This is a genomic window from Sphingomonas pruni NBRC 15498, from assembly GCF_001598455.1.
GTDB lineage: Bacteria > Pseudomonadota > Alphaproteobacteria > Sphingomonadales > Sphingomonadaceae > Sphingomonas > Sphingomonas pruni.
In genome coordinates, this window is record NZ_BCYZ01000004.1 from 34,130 (window position 1) to 51,348 (window position 17,219).

General features: G+C 65.1%; 12 protein-coding genes. 9 read left to right on the top strand and 3 right to left on the bottom strand.

The features are described 5' to 3' along the window. Positions 1–34 precede the first annotated feature (34 nt). From SPR01S_RS01360 to acs, 3 genes are all read left to right on the top strand, one after another. Positions 35–1,420 carry a porin family protein gene (locus SPR01S_RS01360; RefSeq protein WP_066584068.1) on the top strand — a complete coding sequence of 462 codons (1,386 nt, stop codon included), beginning with the start codon at positions 35–37 and terminating at the stop codon, positions 1,418–1,420. 69 nt (positions 1,421–1,489) lie between these two features. After that, positions 1,490–3,508: a TonB-dependent receptor plug domain-containing protein gene (locus SPR01S_RS01365; protein WP_066583857.1), complete on the top strand. Its 2,019-nt coding sequence runs from the start codon at positions 1,490–1,492 to the stop codon at positions 3,506–3,508. Between the two features lies 1 nt (position 3,509). After that, complete coding sequence (gene acs / locus SPR01S_RS01370; protein WP_084250842.1) at positions 3,510–5,459, top strand: acetate--CoA ligase; 1,950 nt, start codon at positions 3,510–3,512, stop codon at positions 5,457–5,459. Here the strand turns inward: acs and SPR01S_RS01375 are convergent. Beyond that, complete coding sequence (locus SPR01S_RS01375) at positions 5,449–6,396, bottom strand: quinoprotein relay system zinc metallohydrolase 1 (protein ID WP_084250843.1); 948 nt, start codon at positions 6,394–6,396, stop codon at positions 5,449–5,451. The genes acs and SPR01S_RS01375 overlap by 11 nt on opposite strands. A 2-nt stretch (positions 6,397–6,398) precedes the next feature. Then, positions 6,399–7,184 carry a quinoprotein dehydrogenase-associated SoxYZ-like carrier gene (locus SPR01S_RS01380; RefSeq protein ID WP_066583863.1) on the bottom strand — a complete coding sequence of 262 codons (786 nt, stop codon included), beginning with the start codon at positions 7,182–7,184 and terminating at the stop codon, positions 6,399–6,401. 78 nt (positions 7,185–7,262) lie between these two features. Between SPR01S_RS01380 and SPR01S_RS01385 the strand changes: the two genes are divergently transcribed. Continuing rightward, positions 7,263–7,802: a rhodanese-like domain-containing protein gene (locus SPR01S_RS01385; RefSeq protein ID WP_245661826.1), complete on the top strand. Its 540-nt coding sequence runs from the start codon at positions 7,263–7,265 to the stop codon at positions 7,800–7,802. A gap of 42 nt (positions 7,803–7,844) precedes the next feature. Here the strand turns inward: SPR01S_RS01385 and SPR01S_RS01390 are convergent, their stop codons facing one another. Beyond that, entirely contained in the window at positions 7,845–10,295 is a 2,451-nt protein-coding gene (locus SPR01S_RS01390) for a TonB-dependent receptor (protein ID WP_066583866.1), read from the bottom strand. Between the two features lie 661 nt (positions 10,296–10,956). On the opposite strand from SPR01S_RS01390, the gene SPR01S_RS01395 reads away from it, so the two are divergent. From SPR01S_RS01395 to SPR01S_RS01415, 5 genes are read left to right on the top strand one after another with little or no spacing between them, the layout of a single operon-like run. Next, positions 10,957–11,334, top strand: a complete 378-nt coding sequence (locus tag SPR01S_RS01395; protein WP_066583868.1) for a response regulator transcription factor — start codon at positions 10,957–10,959, stop codon at positions 11,332–11,334. A 6-nt stretch (positions 11,335–11,340) separates the two neighbouring features. After that, entirely contained in the window at positions 11,341–12,450 is a 1,110-nt protein-coding gene (locus SPR01S_RS01400) for a YaiO family outer membrane beta-barrel protein (protein WP_084250844.1), read from the top strand. Positions 12,451–12,452: 2 nt separating this feature from the next. Beyond that, positions 12,453–13,424: a HEAT repeat domain-containing protein gene (locus SPR01S_RS01405; protein WP_066583872.1), complete on the top strand. Its 972-nt coding sequence runs from the start codon at positions 12,453–12,455 to the stop codon at positions 13,422–13,424. Then, positions 13,421–14,860, top strand: a complete 1,440-nt coding sequence (locus tag SPR01S_RS01410; RefSeq protein WP_066583873.1) for a glycosyltransferase family 2 protein — start codon at positions 13,421–13,423, stop codon at positions 14,858–14,860. The genes SPR01S_RS01405 and SPR01S_RS01410 overlap by 4 nt, the downstream gene beginning before the upstream one ends. A 35-nt stretch (positions 14,861–14,895) precedes the next feature. After that, on the top strand, positions 14,896–17,202 hold the full coding sequence (locus SPR01S_RS01415; protein WP_169803347.1) for a hybrid sensor histidine kinase/response regulator: 2,307 nt from the start codon (positions 14,896–14,898) through the stop codon (positions 17,200–17,202). Positions 17,203–17,219 lie beyond the last annotated feature (17 nt).

The following is a 17,219-nucleotide window of genomic DNA, read 5'->3' on the forward strand; positions in this document are numbered from 1 at the left end:
CCTACACCGCCGCTGACACAGAGGGAGGATGTCAATGAAGGGACGGGCCATACGGCTCGCCGCCGCGACCGCGGCTGCGTGCATGATCTTGGGGGCAACGCCCGCACTCGCGCAAAGCGCCAATGCCGATCTGCTGCTCAAGCTCAAGGAAAAGGGCATCCTGTCGGATGAGGAATATCAGCAGCTGATGGTGCGCGACCAGGCGCAGGCCGCTCCCGCCCAGCCCGCGCCGCAAGCGGCGGCGGCGGCGCTGGACGACAAGAAGATCGTGCGCATGAGCGATAGCGGCGTCGGCTTCGAAATGGCCGGCGTCACGCTCAAATTCTCCGGTTCGGTCAACGGGTTCTATGTCCATGACAGTGGCGACAAATCGACCGCCAACACCACCGTCGCCGGCGGGCTCGCGACGGTAGGCAACAACAGTTCGTCGGTGCGCAACGGCCTGTTGCCGGGCTTCCTCAAGGTCGACGTGACGACCAAGCAGGCCGGTTGGGATATCGGCGCGCATTTCGGCCTGTACCCGGGCATCAACAGCGTGACCGGCGTCGGCGGGGCCAATTCGGGTGGCAATCCCACCGCATTGGGGACCAGCGGGATCGACTTCCGCCAGACCTATTTGACGTTCGGCAAGCCCAATATCGGCGAATTCAAGATCGGCCGAGATATCGGCCTGTTCGGATCGGAAGCCATCCTGAACGACATCACCCTGCTGTCGAGTGGAACGCCGGCGGGCAATGCGGCGCCGTCCAACACGACGCTGGGCCGTATCGGCATCGGCTATATCTACACCGATTTCCAGCCGCAGATCACCTATACCACCCCAAAGCTCGGCGGCTTCCAGGCGTCGTTCGGCGTGTTCCAGCCGCTGACCACGATCGGCTCGGGCGAGATCAACGGCACACCGGGTTTCCAGGCGAAGCTCGTCTATGACTTCAAGGCAGGTGGTGTCGCCGGGCACCTCTGGGTCTCAGGCATCACCCAGAAGCATGACGGCGTCGGCGGATTCCCCAGCTACACCGGCAATGCCATCGATGTCGGCGCCAAGTTCAGCGTCGCCGGTTTCACTGCGCTCGGTTATTATTACACCGGCAGCGGCGTCGGTACGACCGGCCTGTTCCTGCTCTCGACCGCCGCCAACGGCCGCAAGCGCGACAGCGACGGCTTCTATGGCCAGGCGACCTACACGATCGGCAAGTTCACGCTCGGCGGCAGTTATGGCGAGAGCCGCCTCGACCTCGCACCGGGCGAGATCAATCCGATCCTAGTCCGCAAGAATTCGAGCTGGGTCGGTCAGGCGCGCTACGGCCTCACCTCCTGGGTGACGCTGCTCGGCGAATACGTCCACACCAAGGCCGAAGCGCAGGGGATCAATCAGGCGACGTCCAACGCGGCCGCCGCCGGGGCGATCCTGTTCTTCTAGTCCCGCTTGCCAAGGGCGGCGTCCGGGGCCACCGCTCCGGCCGCCGCTCCAACCTCAAAAGGTCAGCCGATGTCGTTACGCACCGCGCGCTTTGCTCTCATCGCGTCGATCGCCTGGCCGATGGCCGCGCAGGCGCAGAGCCAGTCCGCCGTCCCGGCAAAGGCGGATGACGATATCGTGGTGCTGGGTACCGGGCTCGATCTGCCGCCCGGCACGCCGGCTTATGGCGCGACGACGATCGGCCGCGACCGCCTGACCAACGACGCCTCGGGCCGGGTCGAGGACGTGCTGGCCGACGTCGCCGGCTTTCAACAATTCCGCCGCTCGGACAGCCGCTCGGCCAATCCGTCGGCGCAAGGCGCGACGTTGCGTGCGCTCGGCGGTAATGCGTCTAGCCGGACCTTGGTGCTGCTCGACGGCGTGCCGATCGCCGATCCTTTTTTCGGCTATCTGCCGTTCAACGCCCTGGTGCCCGATCGCCTCGCGGGTATTCGCGTGACGCGGGGTGGCGGATCGGGACCGTTCGGCGCGGGCGCGGTGGCCGGCACGATCGAGCTGGTCAGCGCCGGGCGCCGCGACTTGCCGCTCCTGAGCGCGGAAGCATTGTACGGCAGCCGGGAATCAGAGAGCCTTTCGGCCAGCGTGTCACCGAGCCTCGGCCATGGCTTCGCGACATTATCGGGCAGGTTCGAGCGCGGCGACGGTTTCTACACCACGCCCGACGACCAACGCGTCGCGGCAAGCGTTCCCGCGCGGTACCGCGACTGGTCGGCATCCGCACGCGCGGTAGCGCCGGTCGATGCCGAAACCGAATTGCAGTTCCACGGCCTGGTGTTCGGCGACAATCGAACGCTGCGTTTCCGCGGAGCCGATTCGAGCTCGGAGGGCGAGGATGCGAGCATCCGATTGGTCCATCGCGGCGGTTGGCAGGTCGACGCCCTCGCTTATGTCCAGGCGCGCAATTTCTCAAACAAGGTGATCAGCGCGACCGGCTTCAAGTTGACGCTGGACCAGCGTAACACGCCCGCGACCGGCATCGGTGGCAAGATCGAGTTGCGGCCGCCGGTCGGCCACGACCAGGTCGTCAGGATCGGCGGCGACGTCAGGCTGGCCGATGGCGAACTGTTCGAGGATGCCTATAACAGCGCCGGCGCGGTAACCGCGCGGCGCAATGCCGGTGGCAATTCGAGCGTCGCGGGAGTGTTCGTCGAGGATGACTGGACGCTCGGCAAATTGGTGCTGACCGGCGGTGTGCGGCTCGATCGCTGGACCTTGACCCGCGGCTTCTTCCACGAACGCAACGGCGCCGGCGTCGCGACCAGCACCAAGGCATTTCCCGATCGCAGCGGGACCGAGTTCACCGGGCGAGCAGGCCTGCTCTTCCGCCCCGTCGACGTGGTCGCTCTGCGCGCCGCCGCCTATACAGGTTTTCGCCTGCCGACGCTCAACGAACTCTATCGGCCCTTCACGGTCTTTCCCGTCACCACTCAAGCCAATGCCGGTCTTAAACCGGAACGGCTGCGTGGCGTGGAAGCGGGAATAGACGTCACCCCGTTACCTGGGCTGACCGTGTCCGGTACCCTGTTCTACAACAAACTGGCCGACGCGATCGCCAACGTGACGATCGGCACCAACCTGCGCCAACGCCGCAACGTCGACGCCGTCGAAGCCAAAGGGGTCGAGGCGAATATCGTCTGGCGGCGCGGCGCGATGATGATGTCCGCCTCCTATGCCTATTCGGACAGCAAGGTCCGCGCGCCGGGCAACGCGTTCGACGGCGTGGCCCCGGCACAAAGCCCGCGCCATGCGGCCAGCGCGACGATCGCCTGGTCGCCAAAGGCCGGACCCATCCTGTCCGCGACCCTGCGCTATGTCGGCGACCAATATGAGGACGATTTGCAGACCGACAAATTGGCCGCGGCGACCACCGTCGACCTGTTCGGCAAGCTGCCGATCGCGCACGGTTTCAGCGCGGTCGTCCGCGCCGAGAATATGTTCGATGCCCAAGTCATGACTCGCAACCAGGCGGGATCGATCGACCTCGGCACGCCCCGAACGCTGTGGGTCGGCGTTCGTTTCGGAGGATAGAATGGATCAGATCGTAGCACTTCCCGGCTGGGCGGGCGAAGCGAAGATGCAGCGCGCCGATTACGACGCGCAAGCTGCCCGGGCGCTTGCCCAGCCGCACGCCTACTGGCTCGACCAGGCGCAGCGGCTCGATTGGATCGTCGCGCCGACGGTCGCGGACGAAAGCAGCTTCGACGAAGCCGATTTCCAGGTCCGATGGTTCGCCGACGGCGTGCTGAATGTCGCCGCCAATTGCCTCGATCGCCATTTGGCCACGCGCGCCGACCAGACCGCGATTCTCTGGGAACCCGACGATCCCGCCGAGCCGTCGCGAGCGATCAGCTATGCCGAACTTCACGCGGAGGTCTGCCGCTTCGCCAATGTGCTCAAGGAGCTTGGTGCACATCGCGGTAGCCGTATCACCATCTATCTGCCGATGATCCCGGAGGCTGCGGTGGCGATGCTGGCTTGCGCGCGGATCGGCGCGATCCATTCGATCGTGTTCGGCGGCTTTTCGCCCGAGGCCCTGGCTGGCCGCATCGTCGATTGCGATTCGACCATCCTGATCACTGCCGACGAAGGCCGGCGCGGCGGCAAGAAGGTTCCGCTCAAGGCCAATGCCGACCTGGCGGCGACGCATACCCCCAGCCTCGAGAAGATCGTCGTGGTCCGCGCCACCGGCGGAAAGGTCGCGATGCAGCCAGGCCGCGACCTTTGGTATGACGAAGCGATCGCCGCGGGGCCGGCTGCGTGCGACCCGGAACCAATGCACGCAGAGGATCCGTTGTTCATCCTCTACACCTCGGGCTCGACGGGAAAGCCCAAGGGCGTTGTGCACAGTTCGGGCGGGTATCTGCTCTGGGCCAGCCTGACCCACGATCAATGTTTCGATTATCGCGACGGCGAGGTGTTCTGGTGCGCCGCCGATGTCGGCTGGGTCACCGGGCACAGCTATATCGTCTATGGCCCGCTGGCGAATGGCGCGACCACGTTGATGTACGAAGGCGTGCCCAACTGGCCGACCCCAAGCCGGATCTGGGATGTGGTCGACCGCCATAAGGTCGCGACCTTGTTTACCGCGCCCACCGTGCTGCGGTCGCTGATGCGTGAGGGCGACGAGCATGTCGCGCGGACCAGCCGTCAGTCGCTGCGCCTGCTCGGCTCGGTCGGCGAGCCGATCAATCCCGAAGCCTGGCGCTGGTATCATCATGTCGTCGGCGAGGATCGCTGCCCGATCATCGACATGTGGTGGCAGACCGAAACCGGCGCCGGGATGATCGCTCCCCTGCCCGGCGCTACGCCGCTCAAGCCGGGATCGGCGACCTGGCCTCTCCCAGGAGTCGAGCCGCAGTTGGTCGACGGCGATGGCCACGTGCTCGACGGCGCAACCGAAGGGGCTTTGGTCATCGCGCGCAGCTGGCCCGGGCAGATGCGCACCGTCTGGGGGGATCACGAGCGGTTCTTCCAGACCTATTTCTCGACCTTTCCGGGCAAATATTTCACCGGCGACGGCGCGCGCCGCGACGAGGACGGCTATTATTGGATCACCGGCCGCGTCGACGACGTGATCAACGTCAGCGGGCACCGCATGGGCACCGCCGAAGTGGAAAGCGCTCTGGTGCTCCATCCGAAGGTCGCGGAGGCGGCGGTGGTCGGCTTCCCGCACGATATCAAGGGTCAGGGCATCTACGCTTATGTCACCTTGAATGTCGGCGAGGAGTTCTCGGAAGAGCTTCGACGCGACCTGGTCAAATGGGTGCGGGTGGAGATCGGTCCGATCGCCACGCCCGACGCGGTGCAATTCGCGCCGAGCCTGCCCAAGACCCGCTCGGGCAAGATCATGCGCCGCATCCTCCGCAAGATCGCCGAGGGCGACGTGTCGAGCCTCGGCGACACCTCGACCTTGGCCGATCCGACAGTGGTCGACGACCTGATAGCGAACCGGGTCGGCGCCCAGCCGGTCACCGCTTGAGGTCGACCCGGGGAAGCGTCTGCTCCTCGATCCGTGAGAAGAAATGGGCGACCGACCGCTGTAGTTCGTAGCGCGCCGCTTTCAGCACGGCGAAACGCTCGGGGATCGGCAGATTCCCGGCCTCGACCGGGTCGAGCCCTTCGGCGACGGCCCGATCGAGCGTTTCGCGGAGCCATGACAGCCAATCGCGCGTCTGATCGATGGCCGCGCTCGACGTCGGATCGACCGGCCCGTGGCCGGGTATCACTGTGCGATGGCCGATAGTCCCCAAGCGATCGAGCGAGGCCAGCCATCGTCCGATATCGGCGTGCGGCGTGGACGGTGCGCGATCGTGGAATACCAGGTCCCCCGCGATCAGCATCCCGGTTGTGGTATCCATGATGGCGAGGTCGGCCTCACTGTGTCCGGCGAGCGGATAGAGATCCAGGCGTCGATCACCGAACGTCTCATGATCTTCGCCGAGTACTTTCCCTGGTGCTGCGAATTCGGTTCCGCGCATCCAATCGCCGAGCAGACGATACATGCCGTCGGAAAAGCTCGGGCCGAGAGTTTCGAGCGATCTCGCCAAAGCAGGAGTTGCCGCGACGATCGAGCGATCGAATGCGGCCGCGCCATAGATGTGGTCGGGGTGCAAATGCGTCAGGTACACGCGGATCACGGGCTTGCCGGTCAATGCCTCGGCCACCGTTTTAAGTTGCTGGCCGTAGCGCAGCGACGGACCGCAATCGACGAGCACTGCCCCTACTTCCGTGCGCAGGATCGAGATATTCGCGATCGCGCCGCCATTAGCCCCATCGATCGGGCCGTCCACGCCTCGCACTACCCACAGATCCGGCGCAACCAGCTGAGGATCGATCGTGTAGCGCAACGGCGCGGCGCGAAGCGGACTCGCCAGACCGGCCGCGACCATGGCGAGCGCGGCACGGCGATCGATCATGGTCATCGCGGCGCGGCAGCGGCGGTCGGCGTCAGGCGCGCGGCATAGTCGATACCGTTGGTATCGCGGCCGGCCATGACCACCTCTTCATTCTGCGATGCGTCGACGATCATCGTAAATTCCGGATCCTCCGCGACCGACGCCTCGATCCGCAAATCGCCGAACCGCCGCCCCTCTCCGCCGGTCAGCGCGACCTCCTCGAGATTGTAAGTCGGGATATTGTCGATCAGTCCGGTATCCATCGGGTGGCGAAACGCCAGGCGGATACGCATACCGCCCGCGCCCCACCGGGCGACTCCCCGCACCTCGCCCAGATGCTGCGCCCAATCGCCTTTGACGCGACTGATCGGCGGCAACGAGCACCCACCGCCGGCCGCATCGATCCACCCACCGGAGACCAGCCAGCTACCGTCGGCAAGCTGCACGGCCCCGCGTACCGGCGTACGCTGGTCGAGCTTGATGCGCGTCGAGAAATAGGGTTGCGCCGCTTCCAGCGTATAGTCCACCGCCAGCGGGATCGGGTTGAGGTCGGCGAACAGCAGGATCCGCTTCACGCCGGCAATGCCGCGCGCGTCGATCGCCACCGGAAACTGACGCTGATTTTCGGCAATGTCGGGGAAAATCACCCGAACGCGCGGGTCGAACCGCACCGGCGCGTCGCCGAACAGCGTCTTGCCGAGACGCTGCCACATCGGGGAGCCGAGCGGGTCGGCCGGCAATGCCGCCTGGGCCGGCGCCGCCGCGAGCGTCACCAACACCGCCGCCAGATAGGACGCAAACCTGCTCATCTTAGCCTTCTCCCAAAGGCCAAGTTACCGACCCAGCCTACCAGGCTATATTGAACCTTGGTCCAAGGAGCGGGTCGGATGAGCTGGAGCGTGGTCGCTGCGATGGGACTGCTGGGGATGAGCTTGGCGCAGGGCACGGCGCCTCTGTTCGATCCCGTCCAGGGGTATCGCCTGACGCATTATCGCGGGGTCGTGCCAGCCCCACCCGACGGCGTAGCGCGGATCGACGGCGGGGCGGCACGGACGCTGTGGCGCACGCACCGCGCGATCTTCGTCGATGCGAGCCCGGCGGCAGGCGTTCGCGAGGCTGCAACGAGACGGTGGACGCTCTATGAGGCGCATCGCACGATCCCCGGCGCGTACTGGTTTCCGGACAGCGGACGCGGTGTGCTTGCGGACGGAATCGACCGCTGGCTGACACAGGGAGTCCGCCAACTGCAAGCGGGCCATCGCGGGAGGCCCGTAGTCGTGTTCTGCTATGCAGATTGCTGGATGAGCTGGAACGCCGCGCTGCGGCTACGACGGGCCGGTATCCGCGACGTGCGCTGGTATGCCGAGGGGCTCGATGGCTGGCGTGACATGGACCTGCCGACCGTTACGGCGATGCCCGAGCGTTAGCTCGCCCCTGCCGAAACCGTCTCGGCTTCGCGGCATTCAAGCCTAGAAACGGACCCGGGCACCGACGCGGAGCGATCGCGGCGCCCCCGGCGCGCTGAAGGTCGAATATTGCAGCGGTCGCTCGCCGCCGATCACCGGCCCGGCGAACGGTCGGGCAACGAAATTCCCCTGCGCGTCGAACGCTGTCGCGGCGAGTTGCGCGGCGGTCGCATATCGCTTGTCGAGCAAATTGCTGACCTGGACGAAGAAACGCACTCCCTTGCCCGGCCTCAATTCCATGCCGGCATTGAGCACCGCATAACCAGCGGTTCGCCCCGGGCCGAGATAATAGACACCGTCGGGTCGATGCGCATTGTTCTCGTTGCCGCGCGCATAGACACCCGACGAGGCGATCATGTCGAGGTCGAGCGTCAGGAAGCGTGCTACGTCCCATCCGATCGCTGCCTTGAAGAGGTTGCGCGGGACCAGTGGAATGCGGTCCCCCTTGGCGATGGCGATCGTACCACCGAAGCCTGGCGCGACGCCGTCCGAGCTGCTGTTCGCCGACCCGTCGACCAGTTCAGCGCTGCGATAGGTGGCATCGAGCAGCGTGTAATGTGCCGACACGCGTACCGGGCCGATCGCGCCGGTCAGGTCGATGTCGATCCCCTGGCGCCGGGTGCGGCCGAAATTGCGGAAATAGCCGAACCCCGAAGCCTCGCTGGCGACGAACAGGATATCGTCACGACTAACCGTGCGGAATAGCCCGACCCGCACCGCGAACGGTGCGACTGTCAGGCCGATGCCCGTCTCCATCGTCGTCGCGATCACTTGTTTAAGCGGCGGGTCGCCGGCAAGCGCATTCGGCAGCCGGCACGGACTGGCGGGGTCCGCACACCCCAACTCGACCGCCGAAGGCGCGCGGCTGGTCTGGCCGAGCGCAGCATCGAACGTCACCCCATGCACCGGTGTCCAGCGCACGGCCGCGGACGGGTTGACGTGCGCAAATACCTGATCGCTATCCAGGCTACCGGCACCGCCGCCCGGAGAAATGCGATCGCGGTTGCGGATTGCCGTACGGTCGTACCGTGCCGACAAGTCGACCGTCAGCTTGCCGATGGTCAGCGATTCCAGTCCGTAGGCGCTGAACGTCGTCGTCCGGCCATTGAGATCGACGCGGGCGTCGAAGGCATTCTCCGAATTCTGCGAGCCGTCGGCGAACGCGCCGGGTCCGGCGACGATCGCCACGCCGCGATCGGGCGTGAGATAGCCGAATTGCGACTGTTGCGCGAAATCGACCACCGATCGGATATAACCCAGCCCCAATGTCGTTCGGCTGCGCGCGCCCGCCAGGGGTCCCTCCCAGGTTAGTTCCCCGGAAGCGCCCCATTCGCGCTGACGATCCTTCGACCGGTTCTCCAAGCCGTTGCATTTCTCATTGGGTTCGCTGTCGAGCAGGATATTTGCGATGCACCGCCATTTCGGGAACGGCGTGTTCGCCTGCGTTTCCCCAGCCAAGGGAAATCCCGAATAGCCGGCGGCGGCCAACGCCGCGCGCTCGGCCGCGTTGGGTTGATAGACATTCTCGCCCAGCGCATCGTCGTTGATGTCGCCGTTGAGCGTGTCGGTGTCGATGCGCCGCCAAAACAGCGTACCGGCAACCGACAGCCGATCGGAAAAGCGGTGCTCGGCCGACAAATTGGCCAACCAGGCCCGGTTGCGGGTCGTGTCAGGCTGACTGTAGATGCTGGCGCGGTCGGCCGCCAGCAACCGCATTTCCTGCAGGCCATTGCCGTTGAGATCGGTGTCGGCGTGACTCCCCGACAGTGACACGGACGTGCTGCTGCCGCGCCAGCGCAGCTTGCCAAACGCCTGGAACGCATGCGACGGCGAGGCGTCGCGCCAGCCCCGTTCCGCGAACCAATTGCCGCTGGCGAAGACGTCGACACCACCACCGATCGATGTACCGGCCTGCGCCTCGATGGTGCGACGGTTCCACGATCCCAGGCTCGCCTCAAGCTCGACACCTTTATCGGCCGAACCGTTCTTGGTCGCGATCGCGATCGCCCCACCTAGCGAGTTGCGCCCGAACAGGGGGTCCGATCCCGGCACGATGCTTATCCGCGCAATGGCCGATTTGGGGATGAGGTCCCAGCTGACGACGTCGCCGAACGGCTGGTTGAGGCGCACGCCATCGAGATAGACCGACAGGCCCTGCGGCGTGCCCAGCAGCGGTGACGCGGTGAACCCGCGATAATTGACGTCGGGCTGCAGCGGATTGTTCTGGACGTCGTTGATGAATACGCCGCCCGACATCCGGCGAAGATAGTCGGTAAGGTCGAGCGCGTGCGTTCGCTTAATATCGGCGTCTAGCGCGGTTTCAGCCGGGGGAGTCGGCGCTCTATCGTCGCGATTATTGAGCGGTGTCGCTACGATGACAATATCGGCCGCTTCTCGCTCCGGGACGCTTGGCGGCGGCGTCGCAACGGCAATCAGAGGGAGGAACAATGCCATTTGGAGATTGTCCGACGGTCAGAAACGGCTGACAATTCTACTTTGGGAAGGGACAGCTTCGGGCGCCTACGGAATCTGGAAGGGGCTCAGTGGACGCCGAACGAGCGACGACTCCTGGCATCGACGGCCGCTATTGCGCCGAATTTCGCCGATAACATTGTTGCAGCTTTAGGACGGCCACCCAGTTCTCCTGGGAGCATAGAACGGCAGTCCTCTTCGTTGCGGTTCAGTACCTCGTTTCTGTTTGCTAGCCTCAGACACACGTTGGTAGCTCAAATCATGGCCAAAACTGGTCCGGTTGCGGAACGGCAGATTTCGGATTGAGATCCGCGAAAGCGGATGTTCACGGGTTGGGCACTCGAACGGCTCGATCTGGGCCGTGAACCGAATGACCGCTGTTGGCCTATAAGCGGCGGCAGCCGGCATCACTCCATTTTCACTTCGCGCCGTCCGCTGCCTTGCGTACATGATGTTACTTCCGAACATTGGCCGCTCCGGTGCGCCCCAACGGACCACCGGGCTTATCCGGCATAACTCGTTTCGCAAGCGTTGAACTGATGCTTGCCAGCGTTGAATGGGCGACGAGTTGCGGAGATAAATGTTTATGATCGCACAACATCCTGCTAGCGAGAGTTGCTCTGGTGGCTGCGAGAAGATGCTCATGGCGAACATCCTTGTCGCAGACGATGACGACCTTCTTGCCGAATTGGTGCGGTTCAAGCTCGAGGCAGCTGGTCACCAGGTCACAAATTTGGCGAACGGAGGCGCCGCGCTGGAAGCAGCCCGTGGCGGCGGCTTCGATCTCGTTGTGCTCGATGCGATGATGCCGATCCTGTCGGGCGCCGAGGTCCTGCGGTCACTCTCTGCCGAACAGCCGGAGTTGCCCATCCTAATGCTGACTTCGCGCAAGACTCAAGCTGACATCGTTGCGGCATTGAATGCCGGCGCGCGCGATTACTTGACGAAGCCTTTCATTCCCGATGAGCTCGTGGCGCGCGTGACCGCTATCCTGAAGAGCGCGCGGGCGGTCGAACAATAAGTGCTTATGACCGCACCGGTGATAGTGTGGATTGCGGCATCCCGGGCTGAGGTGCCTGCCGATCGCGCAACGGCGATCGCGTCGGCGCATGCAGCGATCGCGCGTCAAGACTATGCTGCTGCCATCGCCTTGCTCGAATCTGCGCGTGCCGCCCAACCGCAGGACCCGGAAATCCTCCGCCTGCTAGGCAGCGCCTATGCCTATTCCCAGCGATACCCCGAGGCGATCGCCACCCTGACTCGTGCCGAGGCGCTTGCGCCAGGGGACCTCGACATCAAGGCGTCGCTGGCGCGTGCGTATCTCTGGTCGGGGGACCATGCGGCCGCTCGCCGTGAAGTCGCGGCGATCAGGGCAAGCGACCCGGATAATGCCGACGCCCGTCAGATAGACGCGCAGATCGAGAGCGCCGCGGCTGCGCCGCGCCCGGGCAGGCTTGGGGTTGCCATAGCCGAATCGCCGTCGCGAGTCGATCTGGCTGGTGGCGGCGACCGCACCTGGTCAACCACGACGCTGTCGGTCTTCGGCAAGGTGGCACCGGGCACGACGCTGTCGCTGCAGGCAGAGCGCGAAGACCGCCAGATCGCGATCGACACGCGGCTGGAAGCGCGTATCGACCAGCGCTTCGGCGGCGGCCTCAGCGGCCATGTCGCGATCGCCGGAACGCCAAATGCCGATTTTCGCGAGCGGTTCGGGATAGCGGCGGGGATCGAGGCCAGGCTGACCTCACGGCTGACGCTGCTCGCTGACGTGCGTCATGCCGATTACGGCGACGCCACGGCCACCGCGTTCGAGCCGGGATTCCGCTTCACCCTGCCCCCTGCGGGCACAAGCCTGACCGCGCGGATGATCAATCTGTGGGACGAAAGCGGCACGCATCGGACCGGCGTGACCGGGCGGCTCGACAAAGAGTTTGCCGGCGGCGTTACGCTCTATGCCGGCGCTGCGACCTATCCTGACACCGAGGCGGGGGTTACGCGCCAGGTCGACGCCGGCTTTGCCGGCGGCGCCTTTCCATTGTCGACGCGCGTGACACTGCGCGCCGGTGTAGATTATGAGCGGCGGCGCGCGAGCTACACCCGCAAGGGTGCCTCGCTGGGCCTCCAGTTCAAGTTCTAACGATGGTGGGCGTTCCGGTCGCGGATCATGTTGCCTGGATCGCCACGCTGGTCTCACTTTACGGCGCGCTTGCTATGGCGGCGGTGCTGCTGATCCTGGTGATGCGTCGCGACCGCCGCGAGCGGACGCGCGCGGTCGAACAGGAAACGATGCGCAATCTGACGCGCGAGATCGTCGCGATGCTCAGCGATCGCAGCGGCGCGCTGCCGGCGTTCGAGCGGGCACAACCCAATGCACGCCTCGCTGCAATCGGCAATATCGGCCAGCTGGTGCGCGGCGAGGATCGCGCGCAACTGATCGCCTTTGTCGAGGAGCAGCATCTGCTTGATCGGGCAGTGCGCGAAAGTAACCGCGGATCGCGGCGCAAGCGGGTGGAGGCAATTCGGCTGCTGGGCAAGATCGGCGGGCCTAGCGCACTCGATGCGTTGACCCGCGCACTACGCGAAGATGACGATGCCGATATGCGGCTGGAGGCAGCGGCCATGCTTGCACGGCTCGACGGCCTGCCGCCGCCGGACGAGTTTATTGCGCGGCTGGGATTGGCCGAAAGGAGCATCACTCCCCTCCACCGTGCGCTGTTCCGCACGTTGGCCGCGCGCCGCCCGGACGAACTCTTCACCATTGCCGGCGCCGACCTCCCGCCACCAATCCGCGCGCTGGTTGTTGACGCGCTTGGCTGGACCGAGGATTTCGCCGCGCTCGTACCGCTGTCGGCCGCGGCGGACGATCCGCATGGACCGGTCCGCGTCGCCGCCATCGATGCAGCCAGCCGGCTGGGCCATCCTGCCGCGGCGCGCTGGATCATCCGCCTGCTCGACGATCCCGAGCCGCCGGTCCGCGCCCGGGCCATCCGCGCGTGCCAATCGATGGGGCTGAGGGCAGGCCTGCCCGCCATTGCGCGCCTCCGGCAGGATCCATCGCCCTGGGTACGCTTGCGCGCGCAACAGGCGGAACAGGCGCTGGGCGCGGCATGACGATTGCCGGCGTCATGGACCTGATCGGCACGATCGGCACCGCGACCCTGGTGGCGATCGGCTTCCTGTGCTTCGCGGTGGTCACCGTGCGCAACCTCGTCTCGACCGGGCAGTTGCTGCTCGCGGCGAAGGTGTTCGCGACGCGCATCCGGCCGGCGACGCGTTCCTACGATCTATGGACTCGCTACGCCGATCTGGCACTTCCGGTTTCCGTCATCGCGCCCTGTTTCAACGAAGCGCTGTCGATCAACGACTGCGTCCGGGCGTTGCTGGCGCTGGAATATCCCGATCACGAGGTCATCGTCGTCAACGACGGGTCGAGCGACGCCACCCTGGAGGCATTGATCGACGGGTTCGAGATGCGCCCGATCGAACGCGAGCAGCTGGCAGTCCTCCAGCAGACGCGGATCAGGGGCGTGTACGGGTCCGAGCGCTATGCCAATCTGATCGTCATCGACAAGGAGAACGGCCGCAAGGCCGATGCCGTCAACGCTGGGCTGGGCTTTGCCGCGGCCCCCCTTGTCTGTGTGATCGACGCCGATTCGATCATCGAGCCCGATGGCCTGTTGCGCGCGGCCGAGCCTTTCATGGCGGACGATGGCAGCCTGCTCGCGGTCGGCGGAGCGATCCGGATCGCCAACGGATCTATCGTCGAAGGCGGCCATGTCCGCGACATCCGGCTGCCACGCGGATGGCTGCCACGGTTCCAGATACTCGAATACCTCCGCGCTTTCCTCACTGCCCGCATGGCCAATGCCGACCTCGACATGCTGATGCTGATCTCCGGCGCGTTCGGCATGTTCCGGCGCCAGGCGCTGGTCGATATCGGCGGCTATCGCCACGATACGGTCGGGGAGGATCTGGAAGTTGTCACGCGGCTGCATCGCCGGATGCGCGAGGCAAAAAAGCCTTACCGGATCACGTTCGTTCCGGAAATCGTCTGCTGGACCGACGCACCGACGACCTGGACCGGGCTGCGCAACCAACGCGCGCGATGGGAACAGGGAGCGCTCGAAACGATCGAGCGTCATGCGCGGATGATCTTCAATCCGCGCTATGGACGCGTCGGGATGGTCGGTCTGCCGCTGATCGTCATTGAGGACGTGCTCGGCCCGCCGTGCGAGTTGTTCGGCTATGTGCTGATCCCCATCCTCTATTTCATGGGCATTGCCAGCGGGGACGTCGTGCTGGCCTTCTTCTCGCTGACGGTGTTGTTTGGGACCGCGATCAGCTTCGGGACCCTGGCGCTAGAAGAAGTTCAGCTGCGCCGCACGCCCTCCGCGCGCGACCTCGCGATCATCGGGCTGGCGGCGGTGATCGAGAATCTCGGTTACCGCCAAGCCAATCTCGCCTTTCGCGTATATGGCATGTGGCGCTTCTTCCGAAAGGACGCTCGGTGGGCGAGCGCCGGCCGAGCGGGATTTTCGCGGCAATGACGGTCCCGGATCGCAATGAACTTCAAGGATATCAGGTGAACGGCAATCCATCCTGGCTGCCCGCGATGTTGGCGTTGCAGGAAGCCGTTGCCGAGCGTGCGAGCGATCTCGAGCGTATCATCGACATCGTCGTCGAACGCACGCTGGACATCATCCCCGCAGCGGTGGGGGCGATCATCGAAATGCGCGAAGCCGACGAGATGGTGTATCGCGCGGCGAGCGGGACGGCCGTGCTGCAGCGAGGCCTCAGGTTGAAGCTGTCGGGCAGCCTGTCAGGTCTCTGCATCAATACGGGCGAACCTCAGATCTGCACCGATAGCGAGTATGATCCACGCGTCGATCGGGAGGCGTGCCGTCGCGTCGGGGTGCGGTCGATGATGCTGGTCCCGCTGTCGTTTCAGGGGGCGATCGTCGGGGTGCTCAAAGCCTATTCGGATCTCCCGGACGCGTTCTGTCCGGAAATGCTCGACGTCGCCCGCCTGATAGCGGGCCCAATCGTGACCGGGCTCGCCAACGCCGCACACGCGGAAGAAGCTCGCCGCTACGCCGCGACGTTCGACAAGGCGGCGGTCGGCATTGCGCATGTCACACCTGATGGCCGGTTGCTGAGCGTGAACCATCGCTTCGCCGCGATTGCCGGCTATTCGGAAGAAGAACTGGTCGGTCTCCATTTCCGCCATATTTCGCACCCCGACGATTATGTCGAAGATGCCCGAAGCGCCGCGGCGCTGATCGAGGGCAAGGCCGAGTCCTATTCGATCGAAAAGCGCTATATTCGCAAGGACGGCTCAATCATCTGGATCAACCTCACCGTGTCGCTGGTGCGCGACGCGGCCGGCGATCCCGACTTCTTCGTGTCGATCGTAGAGGACGTGTCCGCGCGCCGCTCCGCCGAGCTCGCCAGCGCGGCAAAATCGACCTTCCTGGCCAATATGAGCCACGAAATTCGCACGCCGATGAACGGGATTCTCGGATTTGCCGACCTATTGCTGGACGGTGAGTTGCCGCCGGAACAACGGCGGCAGGTCAAGATGATCGCCGATTCGGGCCGATCGCTGCTGCGCCTGATCAACGACATCCTCGATTTGTCGAAGATCGAGGCGGGGCAGATGGACGTCGCCAGCGAGCCGTTCGAACTGGCGCACGCCCTCAATGCCTGTCTGAACTTGGTCCGTCCGACCGCCGATCAGAAGGGGCTGGCGCTCACGGCGATGTTCGACCCCGCTTTGCCCCACATGGTGATGGGCGACGGTCTTCGCCTGCGCCAGATCGTCCTCAACCTACTCGGCAACGCGGTCAAGTTCACCGAATCGGGGTCGGTCGGCCTGGTTGCGCGGTCGTTGCCCAGGGAGCGTATCGAGATAAGCGTCGAGGACACCGGACCGGGCATCGCGACCGATCGTCAGGCGGCGGTGTTCGGCAAATTCGTCCAGGCCAACGCCAGGATCGCCGGGCGTTATGGAGGCAGCGGGCTTGGCCTGTCGATCAGCGCGCAATTAGCCAAGCTGATGGGAGGAACGCTGTCGTTGGAAAGCACGCCTGGCAGCGGCAGCCGCTTTACCCTCAATGTGCCGCTCGAAGCGTTGTGCGACGCCGCGCCGCCCGCACCCACGCCAGTGTCGGACCGAACGGATTTCATCGGCGCGCGAATCCTCGTGGCGGAGGATCACGACGTGAACCAGGAACTCATCCGCGCCATGCTGGAACGTCTGGGCTGCGCCGTCGACATTGCCCCGGACGGTGCCCGGGCGATCGATATGGTTCGGGAGGCACAGCGGGGCGGGACGCCTTACGACTTGCTATTCATGGACATCCAAATGCCGGTGATGAACGGCATGGAGGCGGCCCGGGCGCTGCGCGATCTTGGAACCGACCCCGAGCGCCTTGCCGTCGTCGCGCTCACGGCGAACGCCCACGAGGAAGACGTCGCGGCCGCTCTTGCCGCAGGGATGCAGGACCATCTCGCAAAGCCGGTACGGCTGAACGCTCTACGCGAGACGCTGTTGAAATGGCTCCCCAAGGCGAACGGCGCACCAGTCGCGTCGGAAGAGGGCGACCTCATTGACGCGCTGCGCGATCGCTATCTCGCGCGACGGAAAGAGGTAGAGGATGCGGTCAGCGTCTTGCGCGCTGCCGACGCGCCACGGCCGGTCGAGTTCGTCAATTTGGCAAGCCTTGCTCACAAATTGGCGGGCAATGCCGCCATGTTCGGAGAGCCGGCAGTGGGCGAGGCGGCATTATCGGTCGAAGAGGCACTGATCGAATGCGCCCGCCGGGATCGTCTGACCGACGGCGCTGCCGCAACCCTGGACGCGTTTCTGGCCGCCTGCCACGGAGGCTGACGCGCCGGGCGCTGATC